Here is a 17,595-nt window from a genome sequence, read left to right as displayed (position 1 = left end):
ATTGCCTGCAAGCTGCATGTAAGCTGGGTTTGGTGAAAAGTAGAGGAAAAAAAGAGGGCTATTTGTTACGGGTTTTAGGGGCTGGGCGGAACGTGTTACGTAACAAAAAAAGAACCGCTGACAAGCAGCGGTTCCGTAGGGGCTGAGCAGGGTGCTCAGGAGGCTCGTGGCACCAGGGCCTTGGCATCCAGCCAGGCTTTGGTGTTTTGCCTGAAGGTGCTCATGCTGTCGACCAGAAAGTCGTACATGGCAATCAGCTGGGCAGGGTTTTGATTCGCTGCCGTGTTGATCGCCTGGTTGATAGCACGTTCCTTCACAGCCAGGACTTCACGGCATTTGTCCATTACCGGATGCAAGGCAATCACACGCTTGTCCAGGGGGTGGCGGCCGCGGGTAATGTAGCCCCTGTGTTCCAGACGGTTGATCAGGGCGCTGACACCGCTGGCACTCAAGTCCATCAAATGAGCCAACTGACCTGTAGGCAATGCATCGAATTCCATGATGTATTCCAGTGCTTTGAAATCATTCAAGGGGATATTCGCTTCTTCGGCCAAGCTGGCTTTCAGGGCTTCTGCGTAGATGGTGAACTGACGGCCCAGCATTTTGCCCAGATCCATCAACATCTTTTCTGACAACATGCTTTGCTCATCGCTGTGTGAGGACCAGTTGGAGCGGGCCCCGGCGCCTTGGGCGCCAGGATGAAAGCTTACTGGCAAACTGACCGGGTTCATGACTTTATTCATCATTTCCGGCCACCTCCCAGCAAGCCACCGAGCAGACCCGTTACCGGGGACAGCAAACCACCATTGGCTTGTTCGCCGCCGGCTGCGCCAGCGTTTGCCTGTACGTTGACGCCACCTGTCAGGCCACCGACGAGACCACCGACCAAACCGGTAACGGGTGCCAGCAATCCACCACCAGCCTGACCTTCCGCTGCTGCGCCACCACCGATCGAAACACTGCCTGTGATGCCACCCAAAAGACCCGTGACAGGAGCCAGCAAGCCACCGTTGGAGGCATCACCACCCGTCAGGCCGCCAGTCAAACCGCCCACCAGATTGGTGACGGGAGAGAGCAAGCCGCCGGCCGCGCCGTCATCGCCACTCAAGCCACCAGTTAATCCACCGACCAGATTGGTGACAGGGGAGAGCAAGCCGCCGCTCGCGCCGTCGCCGCCAGCCAAGCCACCAGTTAGTCCACCGACCAAGCTGGTGACAGGGGCCAGCAATCCACCGCTAGCACCATCGCCGCCACCTACACCACCTAACAGTCCGGTAATGGGTGCCAGCAAGCCACCACCTTCTCCACCTGTGATACCGCCCAGTCCGCCCGTCAGGGAGGCAACGGCCTGGGTGGCGTGATTCAAGGTATTACCCAGGGGGTTGGTGTTTGTATCAGTCTTGTGCAGTACACCACCCACCGAGGCGACGGCCTGACCCAAATGGCCTACCACACCGCCCAGCCCCAGAGGTGCTGCATTGTCCAGTTGGCTGCCCACATTACCCAAAGCGCTGCCAACACCACCCAGCAAGGCGTTGATGGGTCGGCCAACACCCAGGCCATCCCCCACTTGTTGGGTCACATTGGTGACGGTGGCAACCACAGGCGCTACCGTGTTGTCCAAAGCACCACCCACATCACCCAGAATCGGGTTCAGCCCCAGTGGCAGAATGTTATCTACGGTTTGTCCGATATTGCCCAGTGCAGGCTGCAGGACAGGTTCTCCCCCCTCTGCCAGCAAGATACCCCCCAGACCTAGCTGCGCTGTCAATGGATGCAGCAGGCTGCCTTCTCCCAGCAAGGAGCCGGTCAGCACTTCTATGCCTTTGGTGGCGTGGTGCAAGGTGTTGCCCAGTGGATTGGGGTTCTTGGGATCGTTGACCAGCAAGCCGCCGACCGAACCCACGGCTTGACCCAAGTGGGACAGCAGACCGCCCGCACCCTCACCCAGGTTCAGGGGCAGGCCGGTTTTGCCCAGTTGATCGCCCAGATTGGTCACTACACCGCCGACTTGAGTAGTCAAGCCGTTGACGGGCTGCCCCAGTCCGGTCACACCACCGACGGTGCGTGTGGCATCCGTCACGATATTGGTAACGGGTTTGAGCGCGCCATCCAGCGTTTTGCCCAGTTGATTGCCTGTTTTGCTCAGGTTCAAAGGCACTACGTTGTCGACAGCCTGGCCCAGATTGCCCAGTGCATTTTGGGTCAGGCTAGTGTCCTTGCCACCGCCGTTATTTCCGCCGTTATTGCCGCCGCCGTTGTCGCCACCGCCGGTACCGCCGTCACCGGGCTTGGGCAGGTTAGGGTCAACAACAGGGGGGCGAACCGACACATCCAGGCCGTCGCGAACACCGCCGCGCGAGGAGCAACCGGCCAGAACGGCGGCGCTGATGACCAATGTAGCGACAACGGCACGTTGCAAGTTGCGGTGTACCGAGGCGTTTCTTGCTGAATTCCTTGCTTTCATGTCTGACTCCGATTTGAAGTGTAAGCACGCCCTTCAAGGGCTGTTGATAGACATGAAGCAAGTAGCGTGCCAAGTTCTGTTTTTGTTGTTGTGTTTTATTTTTATTGTTGTTAATCAGCGGGTTGTGAGTTTTTCTGGTTTTTGTGGATCAGGATTTCATCAAAAAACAGGGTCGGTGTGAGCGTGTTTAGGGCTGTTTTTGTGGGGTGTTCCGTTCCTGTTACGTAACGTTTTTCGTAACACCTGAGGCCGGAATCTGCCGAAATGGAAAACAAAAAAGGCCATCTTGCGATGGCCTTGGGGAAAAATCGGCAGTAAGGGTACCGGCAGGATGCCTGCTAAAAACCGTCGTAGAAGAACAGAAAGTTGGTGTTCAAGCGTACTTTGCGTTTGTCGGAGTTAACCGGCAAATCGCCCAGCGGTTTGGCGACGTTGATGTCAAACAGATAGTGTTTGTTATTGGACAGCCGTACACCAATGGCAGCGGAACGCAGGCGTCGATTGTTATAGCTGTTCAGTCGCTCCAGGTTGTACCAGGCGCGTGCCCAGTCATAGGCAATATAGGGTTGAATGTTGTTGAGCCAGGTGGAGGAGTTCGTAAAGCGTCGATTGATTTCCAGCGTGGCGCCTATGCCTTTATCGCCAGCCAGCTCGCCTTGCGGATAGCCATAGCCATGTCGCCAGGCACCAAAAGAAACCTGTTCGGAGTTTGGCAGGACGTTCGAGCTGTACTGGCCGCTGGCCGAAAAGCTCATGCCAAATTGCCCTGGCAAGGCCAGATTCTGCTTGAAAGAGGCGGTCCAGCGGGTGAAGTCCAAGTCCAGATCGGACTCGGCATCACGTTGCAAGTAGGTGTTCAGAGACTTGCGGGCGCCCATGGCATCCAGGCCCTTGTAGACCCCCAGATTGACCTCGCGAGATTGACGCTGCGAGGCATCGGTATAGCGCAACTCAGCCTTCAGGGCGCGTACGTCGGTGGTGTTCTCGATCCAGACATTGTCCAGCGTCTTGTGGGTGTAGTCGTCCAGGGAGCGACTGGCATAAAAACCTGCCGTGCCTTTCAGACTGCGTTGATTGTTCAAAATAAAGGGATAGCTGATCGCCGCCCCGATACGTTCGTTGATGACCTTGCGGTTCCAGCCCTGGCTTTCCAGAACTTCATCACGCGGCTTGGAACGGTAGTGATAGCCATCAATCTCCAGATTCAAGCCATTACCGGTCAGGGGAATGGTCAGGTTGCCGCTGACGTACTTCACGTCCTCAGAGCTGGTGGGGATGGCGGCAGTCAGCTTCAGCTCTTCGCCCAAAGGCGTCAGGCTATTGGCGCTTAACTGCACCAGAGCCTGTTTGCTGGAGCCCATTTCCGCCACGCTGGCATTTGCGCTGAAAGATTTGTGCTGTGCATTGATGACCAGCTCGGAGGCGCCATCAGTACGTACGGGCATGTCCAGCTTGGGATCTATTTTCAGGCCCGGAACGGTGCGCAGCAGATTCATGGTGCGCTCCAGCGTGCGCTGGGTAAGCGGCTTTTCATCCACCATGGCTTTGGCGATACGCTCGATGCGAGCCTGGCTGCGACCTGGATCGCCTTCAATACGAACACTGCCTACATGCCCTTCCACCACTGTGACTTTGATGTGTCCTTGCGCAAAGTCCTGTTGCTGCAAGATGGCAAAAGACAGGGGGTAGCCCTGCTGCTGATACAGGGCGGTGATCTTGTTCACCTCGTTGATCAGCTGGGCAATGCTAAGCGTTTTACCGGCCAGTGGTTCCAGAATCGCGGTGATCTGTTCAAAAGGAATGCTGCGACTGCCGCTGACATCAAAGCTGCGCACCACCACTTGCAGTTGTAGTTGCTGCTGCAATTGAGTCTGGGCGGCAGCGGGCGGAATGTTTAGAGATGGCGCACGCGTGCTGGGGGCCGGTGCATTAATGGGCGGCAAAGAGTCGACCGGGTTCCCCCGCAAGGGGGCGTCCGCCCAACTTACTGAACCAGTAGCGGCCAGCCCCATAAATAATCCCAAGCTCACAATCAGGCTGGGATTTTTTTTTCTAAGGAAGGCCAGTGACAAGTGATGCTTGGGATTCATATTCATTAATCATTATTCGCTGTAAATCGGGCGCTTTTTTCTACTGTGCCGTAGTTTAACTTCGCTGTCACTTTTTGCTGTTTGAAAGCAGGGTATTTCCTGTTAGTGCTTTAAAACACTTTAACTATTACATTTTGAAACGTAAAAAAAATAGCCCTGATTTAGCTCGTTAGCAAACAGTCTTGTATGTCTGTATTCATGCTTAGTTGAGGCTGCGCGGGTTTTCCCTTGCTAACAGCAATAAATTGAAAAAAAGCTACTTTCTTTCAAGTAATTAAAGCTGGCTTGCAGACGTCTTGCAGCAGTAGCCGGTCAGTTTTTCTGTTGCATTCTGAAATGATAAAAACAGTAACATTAACAAACTTCGACACAATACAGGTAAGTAAAGGTTTCAAATTAGCTGTTTTTTGGCCTTTTTCTATGGGAAATTGGCTGTTGTAAATACACAATCATGCGTTTTTCGTATCTTTGGGCTAGAATTCGTTTGTGTATTTGATGTTTGTTACACGTAAACCCTAGTAAAAACAGATACATACATGGGTTTAAGATGATTTCAACTGAAAAATACAAAAATTGATAACAGTTAGCAGTGGAAGTTGCCAAAGTTGGCAAAGTGTTGTGCCCCAAGGGGCCTTGAATCCTCGCTGTTGAGGGTAATTTTTTCTTTTTGAATGGGGACAGTCATGAAGACTCAACTTCAGCAATTCTGGAACGATGAAGACGGTGCAACGGCTATTGAGTACGGCCTGATCGCAGGGCTGATCGCTGTGGCGATCATAGCGACATTGACCGCAGTGGGAACAGACTTGAAGGCAATGTTCCAAAAAGTCTCTGAGGCCGTTAGTGGTGCAACAGAAGCTAGTGGGACAAATTAAAGAGTAAGTCTTGTTTGAGCATCAGCCATTTAAATCCTGGCTGTGCCTTTTAGCTTGAATGGCTGATGCTTATGCCCGTTTTAATTAAGCTTTCCTTTATTTTTATTCTGCTTTTCTTTTCCTCTCAGATTATCTATAGCGATCTGAAGCTCCGGAAAATCCCTAATGCCTTATTAGTTTTTTATGGTTTGGCGGTTCTGTTGCACAAGGTTTTTGTCAGTGTGTCCTATGGCCTTCCCTGGGGATGGGTGGCGGGCTGGGGGGACTCCCTGATCGGTTTTGCCGCCGCCTTGATCGTGTTTTATCCAATCTGGTTATTGCGTTTGATGGGTGCGGCCGATGTGAAGCTGATGGCCGTGCTGGGCCTGGCCCTGGGGTGGAAGGAAGCAGGCATGGTGGTGTTGTTTGGCACGGTACTGGCGGGTTTGCATGCCTTGGTATTGGTGCTGATTCCATCCTTGGAACGTAAGTACGGATTTGCTTTGCCGGGAACCCGCGTCAAGGCGCGTAGTGTGCCTTTAGGGGCCTGGTTATCCCTTGCAACAATGGGGTGGGTATGGATTCAAAATCAATAAAGCCCCCACGAGAGGGCCAATTAGCAAAACGGCGTGGCGTAGATAAAAAATACCAATATGGAGCCTACGCACTGGAATTTGCATTCGTTTTCCCATTGTTGTTTCTCTTCATGTATGGCTTGCTGACGTTCGGTCTGATCATGACCGCGCAGCAGTCTCTTAATTTTGCGGCCGAATCCGGTGCCCGCGCTGCTTTGATTGAGCCAGGCGCAGGGCCGGGTGGCCCCATGCTCAGTCCGGATCGCCTGCAAGCACGAGTAAATCGGGCCAAGGAAGTGGCCGCCGATCAGGTTCAGTGGCTAAGCACTTGGGTAGGTAGTGAGCATGTGCGCATCACCACAGATTTGCTCAGTGATGAGCTGCGTGTGGGGATTGTGTACGACTACCTCCAAGCCCCCCTGATTCCTCGTTTTGCTCCCGATACCTTGTTTGCGCTGGTTGTGCCCGAACAGTTAAAGGGCAATGCGCAGATCAATCTGCTGGTTGCCGGTGAAGTGGGCACAGCGGGAGACACGCCATGACGCGTGCCGCCTGTTTCCTTTCTGCTGCACAACGTCAGCAAGGTGTTGCTGCCATCGAGTTTGCCTTGATGGTGGGGATTCTGTTGTTGATCTTCAGCGGCATCATCACCTTCAGCTCCTTGTTTCTGGCCAAGCAAAAAATGGACCATCTGGTCGGCGATCTTTCTCGCCAAGCGACGATGCAGGTCAAGAACGCCGATGAGATCGCGCCTTTTATAAATCAGGAACTGGCCAGGAACTATGGCAGGGGCCAAGCCAAGAGCGACGCGTTCTTGCATTGGTTTGGCGACCTGAGTGCGGATGTTCAATCCCAGGCTTGTGCCTCGGAGCCTCAGTATGACTGCGCCCAGCTTTCCCTGAAGCTGGAGCTTGAACCCGGAATTCTTTCTCAAACCCTGGATCTGTTCAGGCCTGAAGAGGGTCAGGCAGATCAATTGCGCAGCTTAAGCGCCAAGACACTACTCGTACTCAGGAGACCACATTAATGAGCGGCATTATGAAGGGGGCGGCAGTCCTTTTATTGCTGATCGCAGCCGTATTGGTTGCGTTTGCCTTGTACCTGGGCATGAAGCCCAAACCCGAGGTGGTCCAGCCTGTGCTCAGCACGCACAGCGTAGAGCCAGCGGCCAACTTGCAGGCGGTGGTCGTGCTCAAACGGGATGTGAAAGCGGGGGAAACCTTGCAGGCTGATGCTCTGGAATTGGCGCAGTGGCCTGCGGCCCCTGCCCAGTCTTTCAACACGCTGGAAGCCTTGAGCGGGAAAACCCTGCGTTTTGACTTGGGCCAAGGGCAGCCAGTGTTAAGCAGCTTCATCGCCAAAAGTCTGGCCAGCTATCTGGAAGAGGGTGAGCGCGCCGTCAGCATTCCCATTGATGTGATTACTGGCGCCAGCCACAGGGTAGAGCCGGGCGATCTGGTCGATATCTTCATTACCTTTAACAGCAACAACGAAGTCAATGACACCCAGGCCCGCCTGTTGATGTCGCGTGTGCGCGTGCTGGCCTATGGCGGCGCTTCGCTGTCCGGGCCAGATCCGGCAGAGGCCAATGCGACGAATCGTGCCGAGACTCAGGCGCGCCACGCCATGCTGGCCGTTCCCCTGGAGTCGGTGAACGAACTCCTGCTGGCCAGCCGTAGCGGCAGCCTGCAACTGGTCCTGCGTGCTCCCAAGGACGAGAGCTTGCCGGACGCCTCCTTGTTCCCTGAATTTGCGGGTCTGATTCCCGCGCGTGCTGGTCTGGATGCGGATCAGCGCGATGCCTTGAAACTGCCGGACAACCGCGCCATGGCCGGTTTGGGTTTGCGTGAATTTGCAATCAGCCAGACCGAAAAAGAACAGGTGCAGGCACGAGCCCTGGCCAGCGGAGAACCGCATGCTGCGCCGCCGCGCCGCACGGAAGTTATTCGCGGGGGCCGTTTAGAGGTCATTCAGTATTAAGCAATACAGAGCTTGTTGTGGGGACGGGTCAGCCTGCCTGTGAGGGCTGACGGGACGCGACGCAAGGCAGCATGGATTAAACACATGAGACAGAAAATCAAAAAAGCAGGTCTGGGTTTGGGGTGCTGGTATGCGCTCTGCTTGTCGGGTTTGGCACCGGTGCCTGTCATGGCGCAAACGGCTCAAACCAGCGCCAGTCAGAAGGTGATACGCCTGGTGGCCAACGATCAGGATATTTTGCGCTTGTCGCAAGTTCCACAGCGTGTGGCAATCAGCGATGAAAGCGTGGCGGATGTGCAAATTCTGTCCGCATCGGCCGGGCAGCGCGGCGAGGTGCTCCTGATCGGCAAACGCGCGGGTACGGCTGATTTGCGTGTCTGGATGCCTGGTCGCACGAATCCGGATCGCTGGACGATTGAGGTGACCAGTCAAGTGCAACAGCAACTGGCACAGGCGGGTCGCCCCATGTCGGCGCAGGTGTCCAGCGCCGGGCAGCAGTCCTTGATTACGGGTAGCAGCCCCTCTTTGCTGGATCACCAGGATGCCATGGCCGCCGCACGCTCCGGCACTGGTCCGGATGCGCCGGTGCTGGACCTGTCCGAGGTCAGCACCAGTGGCATGGTGCAGGTGGAAGTCAAAGTGGTGGAAGTTTCCCGCGAAGTCATGAAAGACATTGGCCTGAGTGCCAATGCCATTGGCGGCAAGCCCTGGTCGGGCGGGGTGAACTTGTTGCCCAAGGCTCTAACGGGTGGATTGAGCCTGGGGTACAACTCGAGCAACTTCAGTGCGACCTTGAATCTGCTGGAGCAAAATGGCCTGGCCCGTGTGCTGGCTGAGCCGACTTTGGTGGCCATGTCAGGTCATAGCGCCAGCTTTTTGTCCGGTGGCGAAATTCCTATCCCCAGTTCGGGCGGTTTGGGAACAACGACAGTGGAGTACAAACCTTTCGGGATCGGTCTGACGGTAACGCCAACGGTGCTGTCTCCCGAACGTATTGCCCTGAAGGTTGCCCCTGAAGCCAGTGATCTGGATTACTCGAATGTGGTGCAAATGCCCGGTGGCGGTGTGATGCCTTCTTTGCGTACCCGTCGAGCCGATACAACTATTGAGCTGGGTGATGGCCAAAGCTACATCATCAGCGGGCTGGTGTCGCGCCAAACCGCCGCTGCCGTCAAAAAGATTCCCTTCCTGGGGGATTTGCCGATTCTGGGTAGTTTTTTCCGCAACGTGCAGTACAGCCAGAAAGAGCTGGAACTGGTCATTGTCGTCACTCCCCGTCTGATCAAACCTATCCAGAAAGGCGCCACGATTGCCTTGCCGGGTGGTCGTCAGGAAAAACTGGATGACGCACCCAATGCCTGGGGCTACTTCTTGCTGGGCCGCCATGGTTACGAGCAGATGCCAGGGTTTTCGCGCTAAGCGCGTGGAGTGGTGACGTGCAACGATATCGGGAATACCTCTTGTGTACAGAGCACCCCGAGCTGGCTGTGATGATCAACACGGCAGCTGCCGGGCTCCTGACGGTAAGGGCGATTGAGCCCACGACCGAGAGTTTGCGCCGGGAGCTGGCCAAGCAAGCGGAACCTTTGGTGTTTTTTGACTTTGTTCATGGACAGCATGGGGAAGAGAACGGACAGGTAGTAAGTTTGGTACGCAGCCTGGCGCGGCTCGATGCCAGTGTGCAGCGTGTGGCGGTAGGGCGGGCATCCGTGCCCCAAGGCCCCGTCAATGCCTTGCGGGCGGGTGCCAACGAGTTCCTGAACCTGGACACGAACGAAGATCTGCATCATCAGTTGCAGATATTGATTGAAAAGCTGGGTCAGACCCAGCACAGCCCTTTACTGGACAAGCCTTTTCGCAGTGTGCTGTTGATGGGCGCGCGTATTGGTGTCGGTTGCAGTACCGCTGCCAGCAGTCTGGCCTGGCTCTTGCAACAAGAGATGAACCGCATGGGCAAGGAAGTACGAGGTTTGACGTCGGCCAAGCCCTTGCCGGTTGAACTGGTGCCGCTGTCCGAGCGAGTCGGTTTGCTGGATCTGGGAGCACCTACCGGGGACTGTGCCTTGTACATGGGCCTGGGTTCGGAATTTGACTTCATTCAGGCGGCATCACAGCGTCATCGAATGGACGACACCATGTTGCATTCGGCACTGGCACAACACAGCAGCGGCTTGAACCTGCTGTCTTTGCCCGCCGATGTGAATACCTTGAATCAAATCAGTCTGGAAGATTCGCTGGGTTTGTGCAGTTATTTGCGTGAACGCATGGGCTGCCTGGTGATTGATGCTGGCGGTTTTCCCAATCCGCGTTTTCTAGTGGAACTGGAATCGCTGGTGGACGAGGTGCTGGTGGTCACAGACCAAAGCATGGGGGCGCTGGTGTCTCTGGCCGAGTTCATGGCCTTGCGTGCGCAGTTCGATGCGCTGGCCAATGTGCGTCTGGTGGTGAATCAGTTTGATCCAGCTTACGGTTTTTCTGGGCAGGCCATTGCCGAGCGCTTTGATCTGGAGTTGGCCGCCGTGCTGCCGGATCGGCGTCTTGGGCATATGCGCAGCGCCGGTCTGGGCAAGATTCTGGTGCAAGTAGATGAGAAGGACCCCTATACCCGTGCCTTGCAAAGTTTGGCATCGGGTTTGACGGGGCGCAGGCAGGGGCTGTCACAAAACAAGGTCAGTACGGTTTTGGGACGGTTGAAATTCAGGTTCGGGGGCTGAACAGGCCCAAGCATGGAAAAGTAAGGCATGAACAATACTTCATTGCTCGGTGGGCGTCCCGACCTGATTCAGGTCCGGGAACAGGCCCATGAACATTTGCTGGCTCGCATCGAAGAGTTGGGAGCCGAGTTTGGTCGCTGGACACGGCAGGCCATACAGGATTTTGTTGGCATCGAATTGGCCAGCTTTGTTCGGTTGAAACGGGTGCCCGTCAACGAACAGGAAGTGCGCGAGATCGTGCAGGCGCTGACCCGCGAACTGGCGGGCCTGGGGCCTTTGGAAGACCTGCTGGAGGACCCGGCGGTTGAAGATATTCTGATCAACGGTTACGACAAGCTGTTTGTGTCGCGCGGTGGCGTGTTGGGCCAGGAGCCCAGTGGGTTTACGGATGATCAGCACGTGCTGCGTATCGTGCGCCGTATTCTGGCTCCGTTGGGACGCAGACTGGACGAGTCGGTTCCGATGGTGGATGCCCGCTTGCCCGATGGTGGCCGCCTGAATGTGGTCATTCATCCCCTGGCGGTGGATGGCCCCATGGTCTCTATCCGTAAGTTCCGCAAGGACCCGCTAAAGCCTGAAGACTTGATGCGTTTGGGCGCGTTTGACGAGCCGGTGGACCGGCTGCTGCAAGCCGCAGTGAAATCGCGTTGCAATATTCTGATTTCTGGCGGGACCAGCTCCGGCAAGACGTCCTTGCTCAATGCCCTGGCTTTTTACATCCCCAAAACCGAGCGTGTCGTAACGGTGGAAGATACCGCCGAACTGGCCTTGAATCACCCGCATGTGGTGCGCCTGGAAGCACGTCAGGCCGGGTATGACGGCAGCGGCGAAATCTCGATTCGCGAACTCCTGCGCAACAGCTTGCGTATGCGTCCGGACCGGGTGGTCGTGGGGGAAGTGCGGGGTGCCGAGGTCATCGACATGCTGCAAGCCATGAATACTGGTCACGAAGGCTCCATGGCCACGATCCACGCCAACTCGCCGCGCGAATGTGTGTATCGCGTAGAAATGCTGGCCGGGTTTGCGGGCTTTCAGGGCAGCGAGGACAGCTTGCGCAGACAGATCGCCAGCGCGCTGGACTTCATTATTCAGATTGGCCGCCTGCCCAATGGCAAGCGCCGGGTGCTGTCCATTACAGAAATTACCGGCATGGGTGATGGCGTGATTGCCATGCAAGAGCTGTATCGCCACGAATCCTATGTGCTGGATGATGGCACCGAGCAGGATCGCTGGGTCAGCCTGGGCATTCATCCTCATACCCGCAAGCTGATGCAGTACCGCGATCAACTGGCTAATGAGCAGGTTCAGGCTCAGGACAACACGCCTAAAGAAGGCGGTGGTTTCTGGGATTGGAGACGCTAAATGATGGCTTTGTATATCGCTTTGGCGGCTGTGATTCTGATGCTGGGCGCGGTGCTGCTCTGGGCCAAGGGTGCTCAGCGTCAGCAGGCCCAGCGTTCGGCACAGGTGCTCGAGCAGCAGCTGGCTTTGCGCCCGGCGGTGCAAAGTAGCGTACGAGCCCAGCCTAGTACGCAGGATGCCTGGTTGGGAGCACCCAAAGGCTGGCGGGAGTTCATGCTGCGCACCGGCATTCAGCCTTCACGCCGTTTTTATCTGATTCTTTTGCTGGGCACGCTGGTGCCGCCTGCCTTGTTGCTGGCCTTTGTCGGGCCGGTTGCAGGCGGGGCCATGCTGCTTGCCACCGTATTGGGCGCCTATACCTTTCTGTGGTTTCGCAGTGATAAGCGTCACCGCAAAATCGTCTCTCAAATTCCGGACTTTCTGGATCTGATGGTGCGCTTGATCACCATTGGCAACAGCATGGGAGCGGCCTTTTTGAATGCGGCTGACAACACGCCACAACCCCTGGGCCAGGTATTGCAGGATGCAAATTCCCTGCACCGTTCCGGGCAGGATCTGGACGTAGCCTTGCGTGCTGTTTCGCGTCAGCACGGCTTGCACGAGCTCTTTCTGGTTGCCGCTGTAATCAGTGTGGCAATGCGTTTTGGCGGTCGCAGTGATCAGACCATGGAACGTATGGCCGGCTTCATGCGAGACCGGGAAAACGCCCGCAGCGAGTTGGTGGCCTTGTCTGCCGAGGTGCGCCTGTCCGCCTGGATTCTGGCGTTATTGCCGATCCTGATCGGTGTCTACATTCTGATTTTCAATAACGAGCTGTTCCTGACCATGTGGAACGACCCCGTGGGGTTTCGCATGCTGCTGTTCGCAGCAGTCTTGCAGTGTGTGGGCTGTTATTGGCTGTATTGGATGGCACGCAATGTCTAGGAGCAAGACATGATGGCCTTGGAAGCACAAACCGTTCTGGTCTGGGGAGCTGTGGCTTGCGCTCTGGCTGGCCTGATTCTGTTTGCCTTGTGGTTTCACAACCATTGGCAGCAGCGTCAGCAAGCCATGCGTTTGAGCCAGGCGGTGGATGAACGCCTGAAAGGCGCGCCGCACATGACGCAGGCGCCCAGCCAGTCTCGCCAGACGGTGGAACAGATCAAGATGCAGGCAGGCAGTCTGGGCGAGCGCTGGCTGAAAGGGCGTTTCGGGTCCAGTCTGCTTAGCGAGGAAGATCGCGTACTCATCATGAATGCGGGCTTCAAGCACATTGATGTGGCGCGGCAGTATTTCGTCCTGAGTCGAGTCGGCCTGAGCATCGTTCTGATTGTCCTGTTCAGCTTGTTGCCCATGACTCGCAGGCTGAATGAGTATGTGCCGTTTGTGTCTGTGTTCATTGGCTTTGCCCTGGGCTGGATGCTGCCCAAATGGTGGCTGGCGCGCCGGGTCTCGCAACGTCGTCTGCGTATCGCTGCGGAGCTGCCCCTGTTTGTGGATTTGCTGCGTTTGCTGCAAGGCGTGGGCCTGTCCATGGACCAGACCTTGCACACTATCGAGCGCGAGTTCCATGACGTGATTCCCGTCATGGGCTCAGAGCTGACCATTGCGGTCGAGCAATATGCCCGTGGTCGTACTCGTGAACAGTCGTTGGAGCGGATTGCCAGCGGCTTTACCAACGAGGATCTGGCCGTGATCTGTCGCCTGATTGTGCAGGTGGACCAGCACGGTGGTGCGATGCAGGAACCCTTGCATCGCTTCGGTGTGCGCTTGCGCGAGCAGCGTCGCCTGGAGCTGAAAGCCAAGGTGGGCAAATTGACCGTAAAGATGACGGGCGTCATGGTGCTGACTTTGCTGCCTGCCTTGTTGATTATTACTGCGGGGTCAGGTTTTCTGGCCTTGTTCCGTGGCTTGAGCCAAGTGGCCGGAGGGTGACTTTGATGAAAATGTCGACATGGACTCGTCCCTTGATGCGCTGGGCTGCGCTGGGTTTGGGGAGTACTTTGCTGGTGGCGTGTTCCACCACGGACTCCGCCTATGAGCTGGTGCGTCAGCAACAGGAGCAGGAAGCCTTCTTGCAGAGCAAGGAAATTGAGCATTGGGAAAAGCGCAGGCCGACTGACAAGCAGATGGCGGTACGCATGCTGGAAGAGACGCAAAAACAGGGCCGCTACTTTGCGTCCCTGGCCTATGCCGAAGCCATGGAAAAGGAATATGGCGCAGACCCGGAGGTCATGGTGTTGCGGGCTGAAGCACAGCGTCAAACCGGACAGCTGGAGCAGGCAGCGCACACCTTCAAGTCCCTGTTGAATACGCCCGTGGCCGGACGGGCTTATCAAGGTTTGGGTTTGATTGCTGGCTCGCAAGAACACTTTGATCAGGCTGCTCATTTCCTTAAACAGGCGGCTGGCCAAGACCCCACGAATGCGATTGTGCAAAGCGATCTGGCTTATGCCTACTTGCGTTCCGGTCGCCCTCACGAAGCACGTCTGGCCCTGGGCAAGGCGGCCGAACTGGCCCCGGATAACCCCAAGATACTGAGCAATATGGCCTTGTATTTGCTGGTCAGCCAGGAAACGCAACGGGCTGGCTTTGTGATGCAGCAAGCAGGTATGGACGCCGCAACCCAGCAAGCCATTGTGCAGATGGCCGAACAGATTGGACAGGATCTGGAGCAATTGCACGCCCGTCAGCAAATGCAGAAACAACACGAGCTGCGCATGGCAGCGGCTGCAAAGGATGAGCAGGCCAGAGCCCAGGCGGTGGCATTGAGTCCGGCTACTCCGACGGCGATGGGCCAGGTCGTCTTGAACCGATCCGCCCAGGCACAAAACCCGGCCGTGGCTCGTCCTGCTGCGGTTGTGGTTTCTTCTACGCAAGCGGGCTTGAACCGTCCCTTGCTGGAAAGCCTGGGCCCTGTGTCTTCGTCAATGAATTGATTGCCGTTTTTTCAAGGATATCGCAATGAACCGATCCCGCATTTTGGCCTGCTGCACCTTGTTGATGGCCAGTAGTGCCTGGGCGCAGACACAAGCTCCGCTGACTGGAACCATGGTTTCAGGCACCAGCACCTACCCGGTCAGCACCAGCCCGGCAGCGGCCAGCAATCAGGGTGTGCACACACCGGCCGCTCCGGCGGCAGAAACAGCGCCTGCTGAGCGTCAGCCTTACGAGAAGTACCGCTTGAGTGATGAGGAAGTACACCCTTGGCCTGAAGTGGAGGGCCTGCCTGTGCATGTACAGAACGAGCGCCGCCATATTCCGCCGCGCATCGAGGTGGGGCCTGATACCCGCAGCCTGCTCAGCATGCAGGCCGACCCGGACCGAGAAGGCAAGGTCTTGCCGGTGCATGGTGCGGCAGCCAATCTGGCCTGGGAGCGCTATTTGGAGAGCTTCAAGCATCCCATTCCTGAGTACATGAAAGAGCGCATCAAAACAAACGGTAGTGATTAAAGCCCACAGGGCTGGAGTGGGTCAGGAGAGCGAGATGAAATGGGGAAGAACTCGAACCCAGAGCGAGCAGGCACATAAGCAGCAAGGTTCCATTATTGTGCCTGCAGCCGCCGCGTTGCTGGTGGGGCTGGTGTTGCTGGGGGCGGCGCATCTGGGGCATAACTTCCATGTGAAGCGGGGGCTGCAGAACGCGGCTGACCTGGCTGCACTGGCGGGGGCGCAGGCCTTGGGTTCCGGGGATGCGCTGGGCTGCCAGCAAGGTGAAAGCATGGCCAGGTTCAGCCTGAATAGCCAGCCCGATTCGCCTGCTGCGGGTTTGACGGGCGATGGTGCCAAAGTCTTTTGCGGTAAATGGAATAGCAGCCACAGTGATCCGGCCCAGCGTTTTGTTTCTGCCTTGCCCGCTGATTCCGTGCGCGTGCATTTGAGCTATCAGCCGCCTTCCCTGTTCCCTTTCTTTACTTCCTCGGTGATTGAGGCGGTTGCCACCGCCAAGAACAGTGAGCCGGTTGCGACCTTCTCCGTGGGCAGTCGCCTTTTGTCCTTGAAGCGCAATGGTCTGGTCTATAACCTGCTGCGCGGCGTGGGCCTGCGCCCGGACCAGTTGACGGTGCTGGACTCGGCCGGTTTGGTCAATGCCAAGATTACGCCTTCCGGTTTGTTGAAAGCCTTGGGATTGCCCGCCACGGTTATCGCAGGAGTGGGCACACCTGAAGAATTGGCCCGGCTGGAGCAGCTGACTTTGGCCGATTTGCTAAGTGCCAGTCTGGCCTTGCTGGACCAGCAAAAAACACTGGGTCTGGACGTTGGGGCCTTGCAGGAATATATCCGCTTGTTGCTGGGCGTCGGTCCTCTGGATTTGCCCGTCAAACTGCTGGGTGAGGGCGGTATTCTGGCCTTGATCGATGGTGTGGATCCCTTGTCGGCCTTGAATGTGAACCTGGACGTGCTGCAACTGGTCAACACGGGACTGGTGGTGGCTAATGGTCAGAATCTGATTGATTTGAACCTGACTGCGCTGCCTTCCGGTTTGACCAATATGTTCAATAACGCCCTGGATTTGCGAGTGCGGGTTGTGGAGCCGCCCAGCATCGCCATGGGCGGGATAGGCACTAAAGCGAACTCGGCAGGTGTACGAGTCTATCTGAATCTGGATACTTCCAAGATTCCATTGGCCGGCCCGATCCTGAAGGTGCTGGGAACCGAAGTCAGCTTGCCGGTCATTATCGAGTTGTCCCAAGCCACTGGGGAGCTCGTCAATATCTGCCGTGCCCCGATTGCCGAGAATCAGGCCACGATTGCGGTCAAATCCTCCTTGGTGAATGTGTGTCTGGGCAAGTTCCCGCATTCGGATTTCTTCTCGACCAGCAATAGCTGCAAGGACGAATCCTTCGGGCAGATTCAGCGCCATCGTGTCATCAATGTGCTGGGTATCTTGCCTTTGACTGCCAAAGTCACCTTGCCCCTGATTGATACCAAAAACCCGGTTCATGTGACGCTGACCGCGCCTCCGGGCGAGCCTTCGGAAGCAACCGTGAACGCAACTCAGCTGGACTTGTCCCGCAGTGTGCGCCTGCTCTCCGATGCGGTTCTGTCGGGAATTCTGGGCGACTTGCTGAACACGCCCTGGAGTGGCGCTTCCGGTAAACGTCAGATGGCAGAAAGTCTGGTCGGTGATGGGGCGGGCCGCTCAATTTCTGCCGTTGTGAACGAGATGAACTGGTCCAAGGAACGCATGGAGCAACTGTCCCGCACCATGAGCCAGAACGGTTTGATTGGTGTGTTGGGCGGAACTCTGGGCTTTGTCGATAATTTGCTGACAACCCTGCTGGGTGCTCCCTTGAGCGATCTGGCTTGTGTGATTGGCGGTATAGGGGGCCAGAAAGCCATGCGCGAGTGCCGGACAGGCGCGGTAGAGGTGCTGGTCTTTAAAGACTCCAACCTGGTGGGTGCCGTTCTAAGTTTGGTTGTCGCTTTGTTAGACCCTGTATTGCAAGGTTTGAGCGCGCTGCTGGAAGAACTGCTGAAGCTGCTGGGCCTGAGCCTGGTCGAGGCGGATGTGAAACTTCACGATGTGCAGTGCGGTACTGCCTATCTGGTGCAATAGGGCGGGAGGCGAAT

16 protein-coding genes are annotated in these 17,595 nt (G+C 56.5%); 13 read left to right on the top strand and 3 right to left on the bottom strand.

Translation table 11 applies throughout. The features are described 5' to 3' along the window. Nucleotides 1-155 precede the first annotated feature (155 nt). The 3 genes from OSH04_RS04570 to OSH04_RS04560 form a co-directional block, all read right to left on the bottom strand. Nucleotides 156-746 carry a MarR family winged helix-turn-helix transcriptional regulator gene (locus tag OSH04_RS04570; RefSeq protein WP_226348979.1) on the bottom strand — a complete coding sequence of 197 codons (591 nt, stop codon included), beginning with the start codon at nucleotides 744-746 and terminating at the stop codon, nucleotides 156-158. Then, the gene (locus tag OSH04_RS04565) at nucleotides 743-2,467 is read right to left on the bottom strand and encodes a collagen-like triple helix repeat-containing protein (protein ID WP_266108001.1); all 1,725 of its coding nucleotides are present in this window, start codon (nucleotides 2,465-2,467) and stop codon (nucleotides 743-745) included. The genes OSH04_RS04570 and OSH04_RS04565 overlap by 4 nt, the downstream gene beginning before the upstream one ends. Before the next feature lie 338 nt (nucleotides 2,468-2,805). Beyond that, complete coding sequence (locus tag OSH04_RS04560) at nucleotides 2,806-4,479, bottom strand: ShlB/FhaC/HecB family hemolysin secretion/activation protein (RefSeq protein WP_203145860.1); 1,674 nt, start codon at nucleotides 4,477-4,479, stop codon at nucleotides 2,806-2,808. A 761-nt stretch (nucleotides 4,480-5,240) separates the two neighbouring features. Here OSH04_RS04560 and OSH04_RS04555 point away from each other — a divergent pair. From OSH04_RS04555 to OSH04_RS04495, 13 genes are all read left to right on the top strand, one after another. Further along, complete coding sequence (locus OSH04_RS04555) at nucleotides 5,241-5,432, top strand: Flp family type IVb pilin (RefSeq protein WP_115634052.1); 192 nt, start codon at nucleotides 5,241-5,243, stop codon at nucleotides 5,430-5,432. 65 nt (nucleotides 5,433-5,497) lie between these two features. Then, nucleotides 5,498-6,007, top strand: coding sequence for an A24 family peptidase (locus OSH04_RS04550; RefSeq protein WP_338150058.1), 510 nt, complete (start codon nucleotides 5,498-5,500; stop codon nucleotides 6,005-6,007). Then, nucleotides 5,989-6,528 carry a TadE family protein gene (locus OSH04_RS04545; protein WP_266107999.1) on the top strand — a complete coding sequence of 180 codons (540 nt, stop codon included), beginning with the start codon at nucleotides 5,989-5,991 and terminating at the stop codon, nucleotides 6,526-6,528. The genes OSH04_RS04550 and OSH04_RS04545 overlap by 19 nt, the downstream gene beginning before the upstream one ends. Continuing rightward, the gene (locus OSH04_RS04540) at nucleotides 6,525-7,013 is read left to right on the top strand and encodes a TadE/TadG family type IV pilus assembly protein (RefSeq protein ID WP_035272108.1); all 489 of its coding nucleotides are present in this window, start codon (nucleotides 6,525-6,527) and stop codon (nucleotides 7,011-7,013) included. Before OSH04_RS04545 ends, OSH04_RS04540 begins: the two co-directional genes overlap by 4 nt. Further along, nucleotides 7,013-7,966 carry a Flp pilus assembly protein CpaB gene (gene cpaB, locus OSH04_RS04535; protein ID WP_266107998.1) on the top strand — a complete coding sequence of 318 codons (954 nt, stop codon included), beginning with the start codon at nucleotides 7,013-7,015 and terminating at the stop codon, nucleotides 7,964-7,966. Before OSH04_RS04540 ends, cpaB begins: the two co-directional genes overlap by 1 nt. A gap of 84 nt (nucleotides 7,967-8,050) precedes the next feature. After that, the gene (locus OSH04_RS04530) at nucleotides 8,051-9,385 is read left to right on the top strand and encodes a type II and III secretion system protein family protein (RefSeq protein WP_203145588.1); all 1,335 of its coding nucleotides are present in this window, start codon (nucleotides 8,051-8,053) and stop codon (nucleotides 9,383-9,385) included. 17 nt (nucleotides 9,386-9,402) lie between these two features. Next, nucleotides 9,403-10,680 (top strand): AAA family ATPase, encoded by a 1,278-nt coding sequence (locus tag OSH04_RS04525; protein ID WP_238441763.1) that lies wholly within the window; start codon nucleotides 9,403-9,405, stop codon nucleotides 10,678-10,680. 27 nt (nucleotides 10,681-10,707) lie between these two features. After that, on the top strand, nucleotides 10,708-12,042 hold the full coding sequence (locus OSH04_RS04520) for a CpaF family protein (protein WP_051316243.1): 1,335 nt from the start codon (nucleotides 10,708-10,710) through the stop codon (nucleotides 12,040-12,042). After that, nucleotides 12,043-12,966 (top strand): type II secretion system F family protein, encoded by a 924-nt coding sequence (locus OSH04_RS04515; protein WP_060186403.1) that lies wholly within the window; start codon nucleotides 12,043-12,045, stop codon nucleotides 12,964-12,966. A 9-nt stretch (nucleotides 12,967-12,975) separates the two neighbouring features. Then, nucleotides 12,976-13,956, top strand: coding sequence for a type II secretion system F family protein (locus OSH04_RS04510; RefSeq protein WP_009456782.1), 981 nt, complete (start codon nucleotides 12,976-12,978; stop codon nucleotides 13,954-13,956). A 5-nt stretch (nucleotides 13,957-13,961) separates the two neighbouring features. Next, nucleotides 13,962-14,960: a tetratricopeptide repeat protein gene (locus tag OSH04_RS04505; RefSeq protein ID WP_251196810.1), complete on the top strand. Its 999-nt coding sequence runs from the start codon at nucleotides 13,962-13,964 to the stop codon at nucleotides 14,958-14,960. 25 nt (nucleotides 14,961-14,985) lie between these two features. Then, a complete protein-coding gene (locus OSH04_RS04500; RefSeq protein WP_052159417.1) occupies nucleotides 14,986-15,474 on the top strand; it encodes a DUF3613 domain-containing protein in 489 nt (162 codons plus the stop codon). A 34-nt stretch (nucleotides 15,475-15,508) separates the two neighbouring features. After that, nucleotides 15,509-17,581: a pilus assembly protein TadG-related protein gene (locus tag OSH04_RS04495; RefSeq protein WP_266107996.1), complete on the top strand. Its 2,073-nt coding sequence runs from the start codon at nucleotides 15,509-15,511 to the stop codon at nucleotides 17,579-17,581. The last annotated feature ends 14 nt before the right edge of the window (nucleotides 17,582-17,595 follow it).

Source organism: Alcaligenes nematophilus (genome assembly GCF_026344155.1).
Classification (GTDB): Bacteria; Pseudomonadota; Gammaproteobacteria; order Burkholderiales; family Burkholderiaceae_B; genus Alcaligenes; species Alcaligenes phenolicus.
Note: the sequence above shows the minus strand (reverse complement) of the source record. Positions and strands in the feature narration are given on the sequence as shown.

Bases quoted from the DNA above. Each gene is read 5' to 3' on its own strand.
- OSH04_RS04570 (WP_226348979.1), bottom strand. From the start codon at position 746: ATGATGAATAAAGTCATGAACCCGGTCAGTTTGCCAGTAAGCTTTCAT.
- OSH04_RS04565 (WP_266108001.1), bottom strand. From the start codon at position 2,467: ATGAAAGCAAGGAATTCAGCAAGAAACGCCTCGGTACACCGCAACTTG.
- OSH04_RS04560 (WP_203145860.1), bottom strand. From the start codon at position 4,479: ATGGGGCTGGCCGCTACTGGTTCAGTAAGTTGGGCGGACGCCCCCTTG.
- OSH04_RS04555 (WP_115634052.1), top strand. From the start codon at position 5,241: ATGAAGACTCAACTTCAGCAATTCTGGAACGATGAAGACGGTGCAACG.
- OSH04_RS04550 (WP_338150058.1), top strand. From the start codon at position 5,498: ATGCTTATGCCCGTTTTAATTAAGCTTTCCTTTATTTTTATTCTGCTT.
- OSH04_RS04545 (WP_266107999.1), top strand. From the start codon at position 5,989: ATGGATTCAAAATCAATAAAGCCCCCACGAGAGGGCCAATTAGCAAAA.
- OSH04_RS04540 (WP_035272108.1), top strand. From the start codon at position 6,525: ATGACGCGTGCCGCCTGTTTCCTTTCTGCTGCACAACGTCAGCAAGGT.
- cpaB (WP_266107998.1), top strand. From the start codon at position 7,013: ATGAGCGGCATTATGAAGGGGGCGGCAGTCCTTTTATTGCTGATCGCA.
- OSH04_RS04530 (WP_203145588.1), top strand. From the start codon at position 8,051: ATGAGACAGAAAATCAAAAAAGCAGGTCTGGGTTTGGGGTGCTGGTAT.
- OSH04_RS04520 (WP_051316243.1), top strand. From the start codon at position 10,708: ATGAACAATACTTCATTGCTCGGTGGGCGTCCCGACCTGATTCAGGTC.
- OSH04_RS04515 (WP_060186403.1), top strand. From the start codon at position 12,043: ATGATGGCTTTGTATATCGCTTTGGCGGCTGTGATTCTGATGCTGGGC.
- OSH04_RS04510 (WP_009456782.1), top strand. From the start codon at position 12,976: ATGATGGCCTTGGAAGCACAAACCGTTCTGGTCTGGGGAGCTGTGGCT.
- OSH04_RS04505 (WP_251196810.1), top strand. From the start codon at position 13,962: ATGAAAATGTCGACATGGACTCGTCCCTTGATGCGCTGGGCTGCGCTG.
- OSH04_RS04500 (WP_052159417.1), top strand. From the start codon at position 14,986: ATGAACCGATCCCGCATTTTGGCCTGCTGCACCTTGTTGATGGCCAGT.
- OSH04_RS04495 (WP_266107996.1), top strand. From the start codon at position 15,509: ATGAAATGGGGAAGAACTCGAACCCAGAGCGAGCAGGCACATAAGCAG.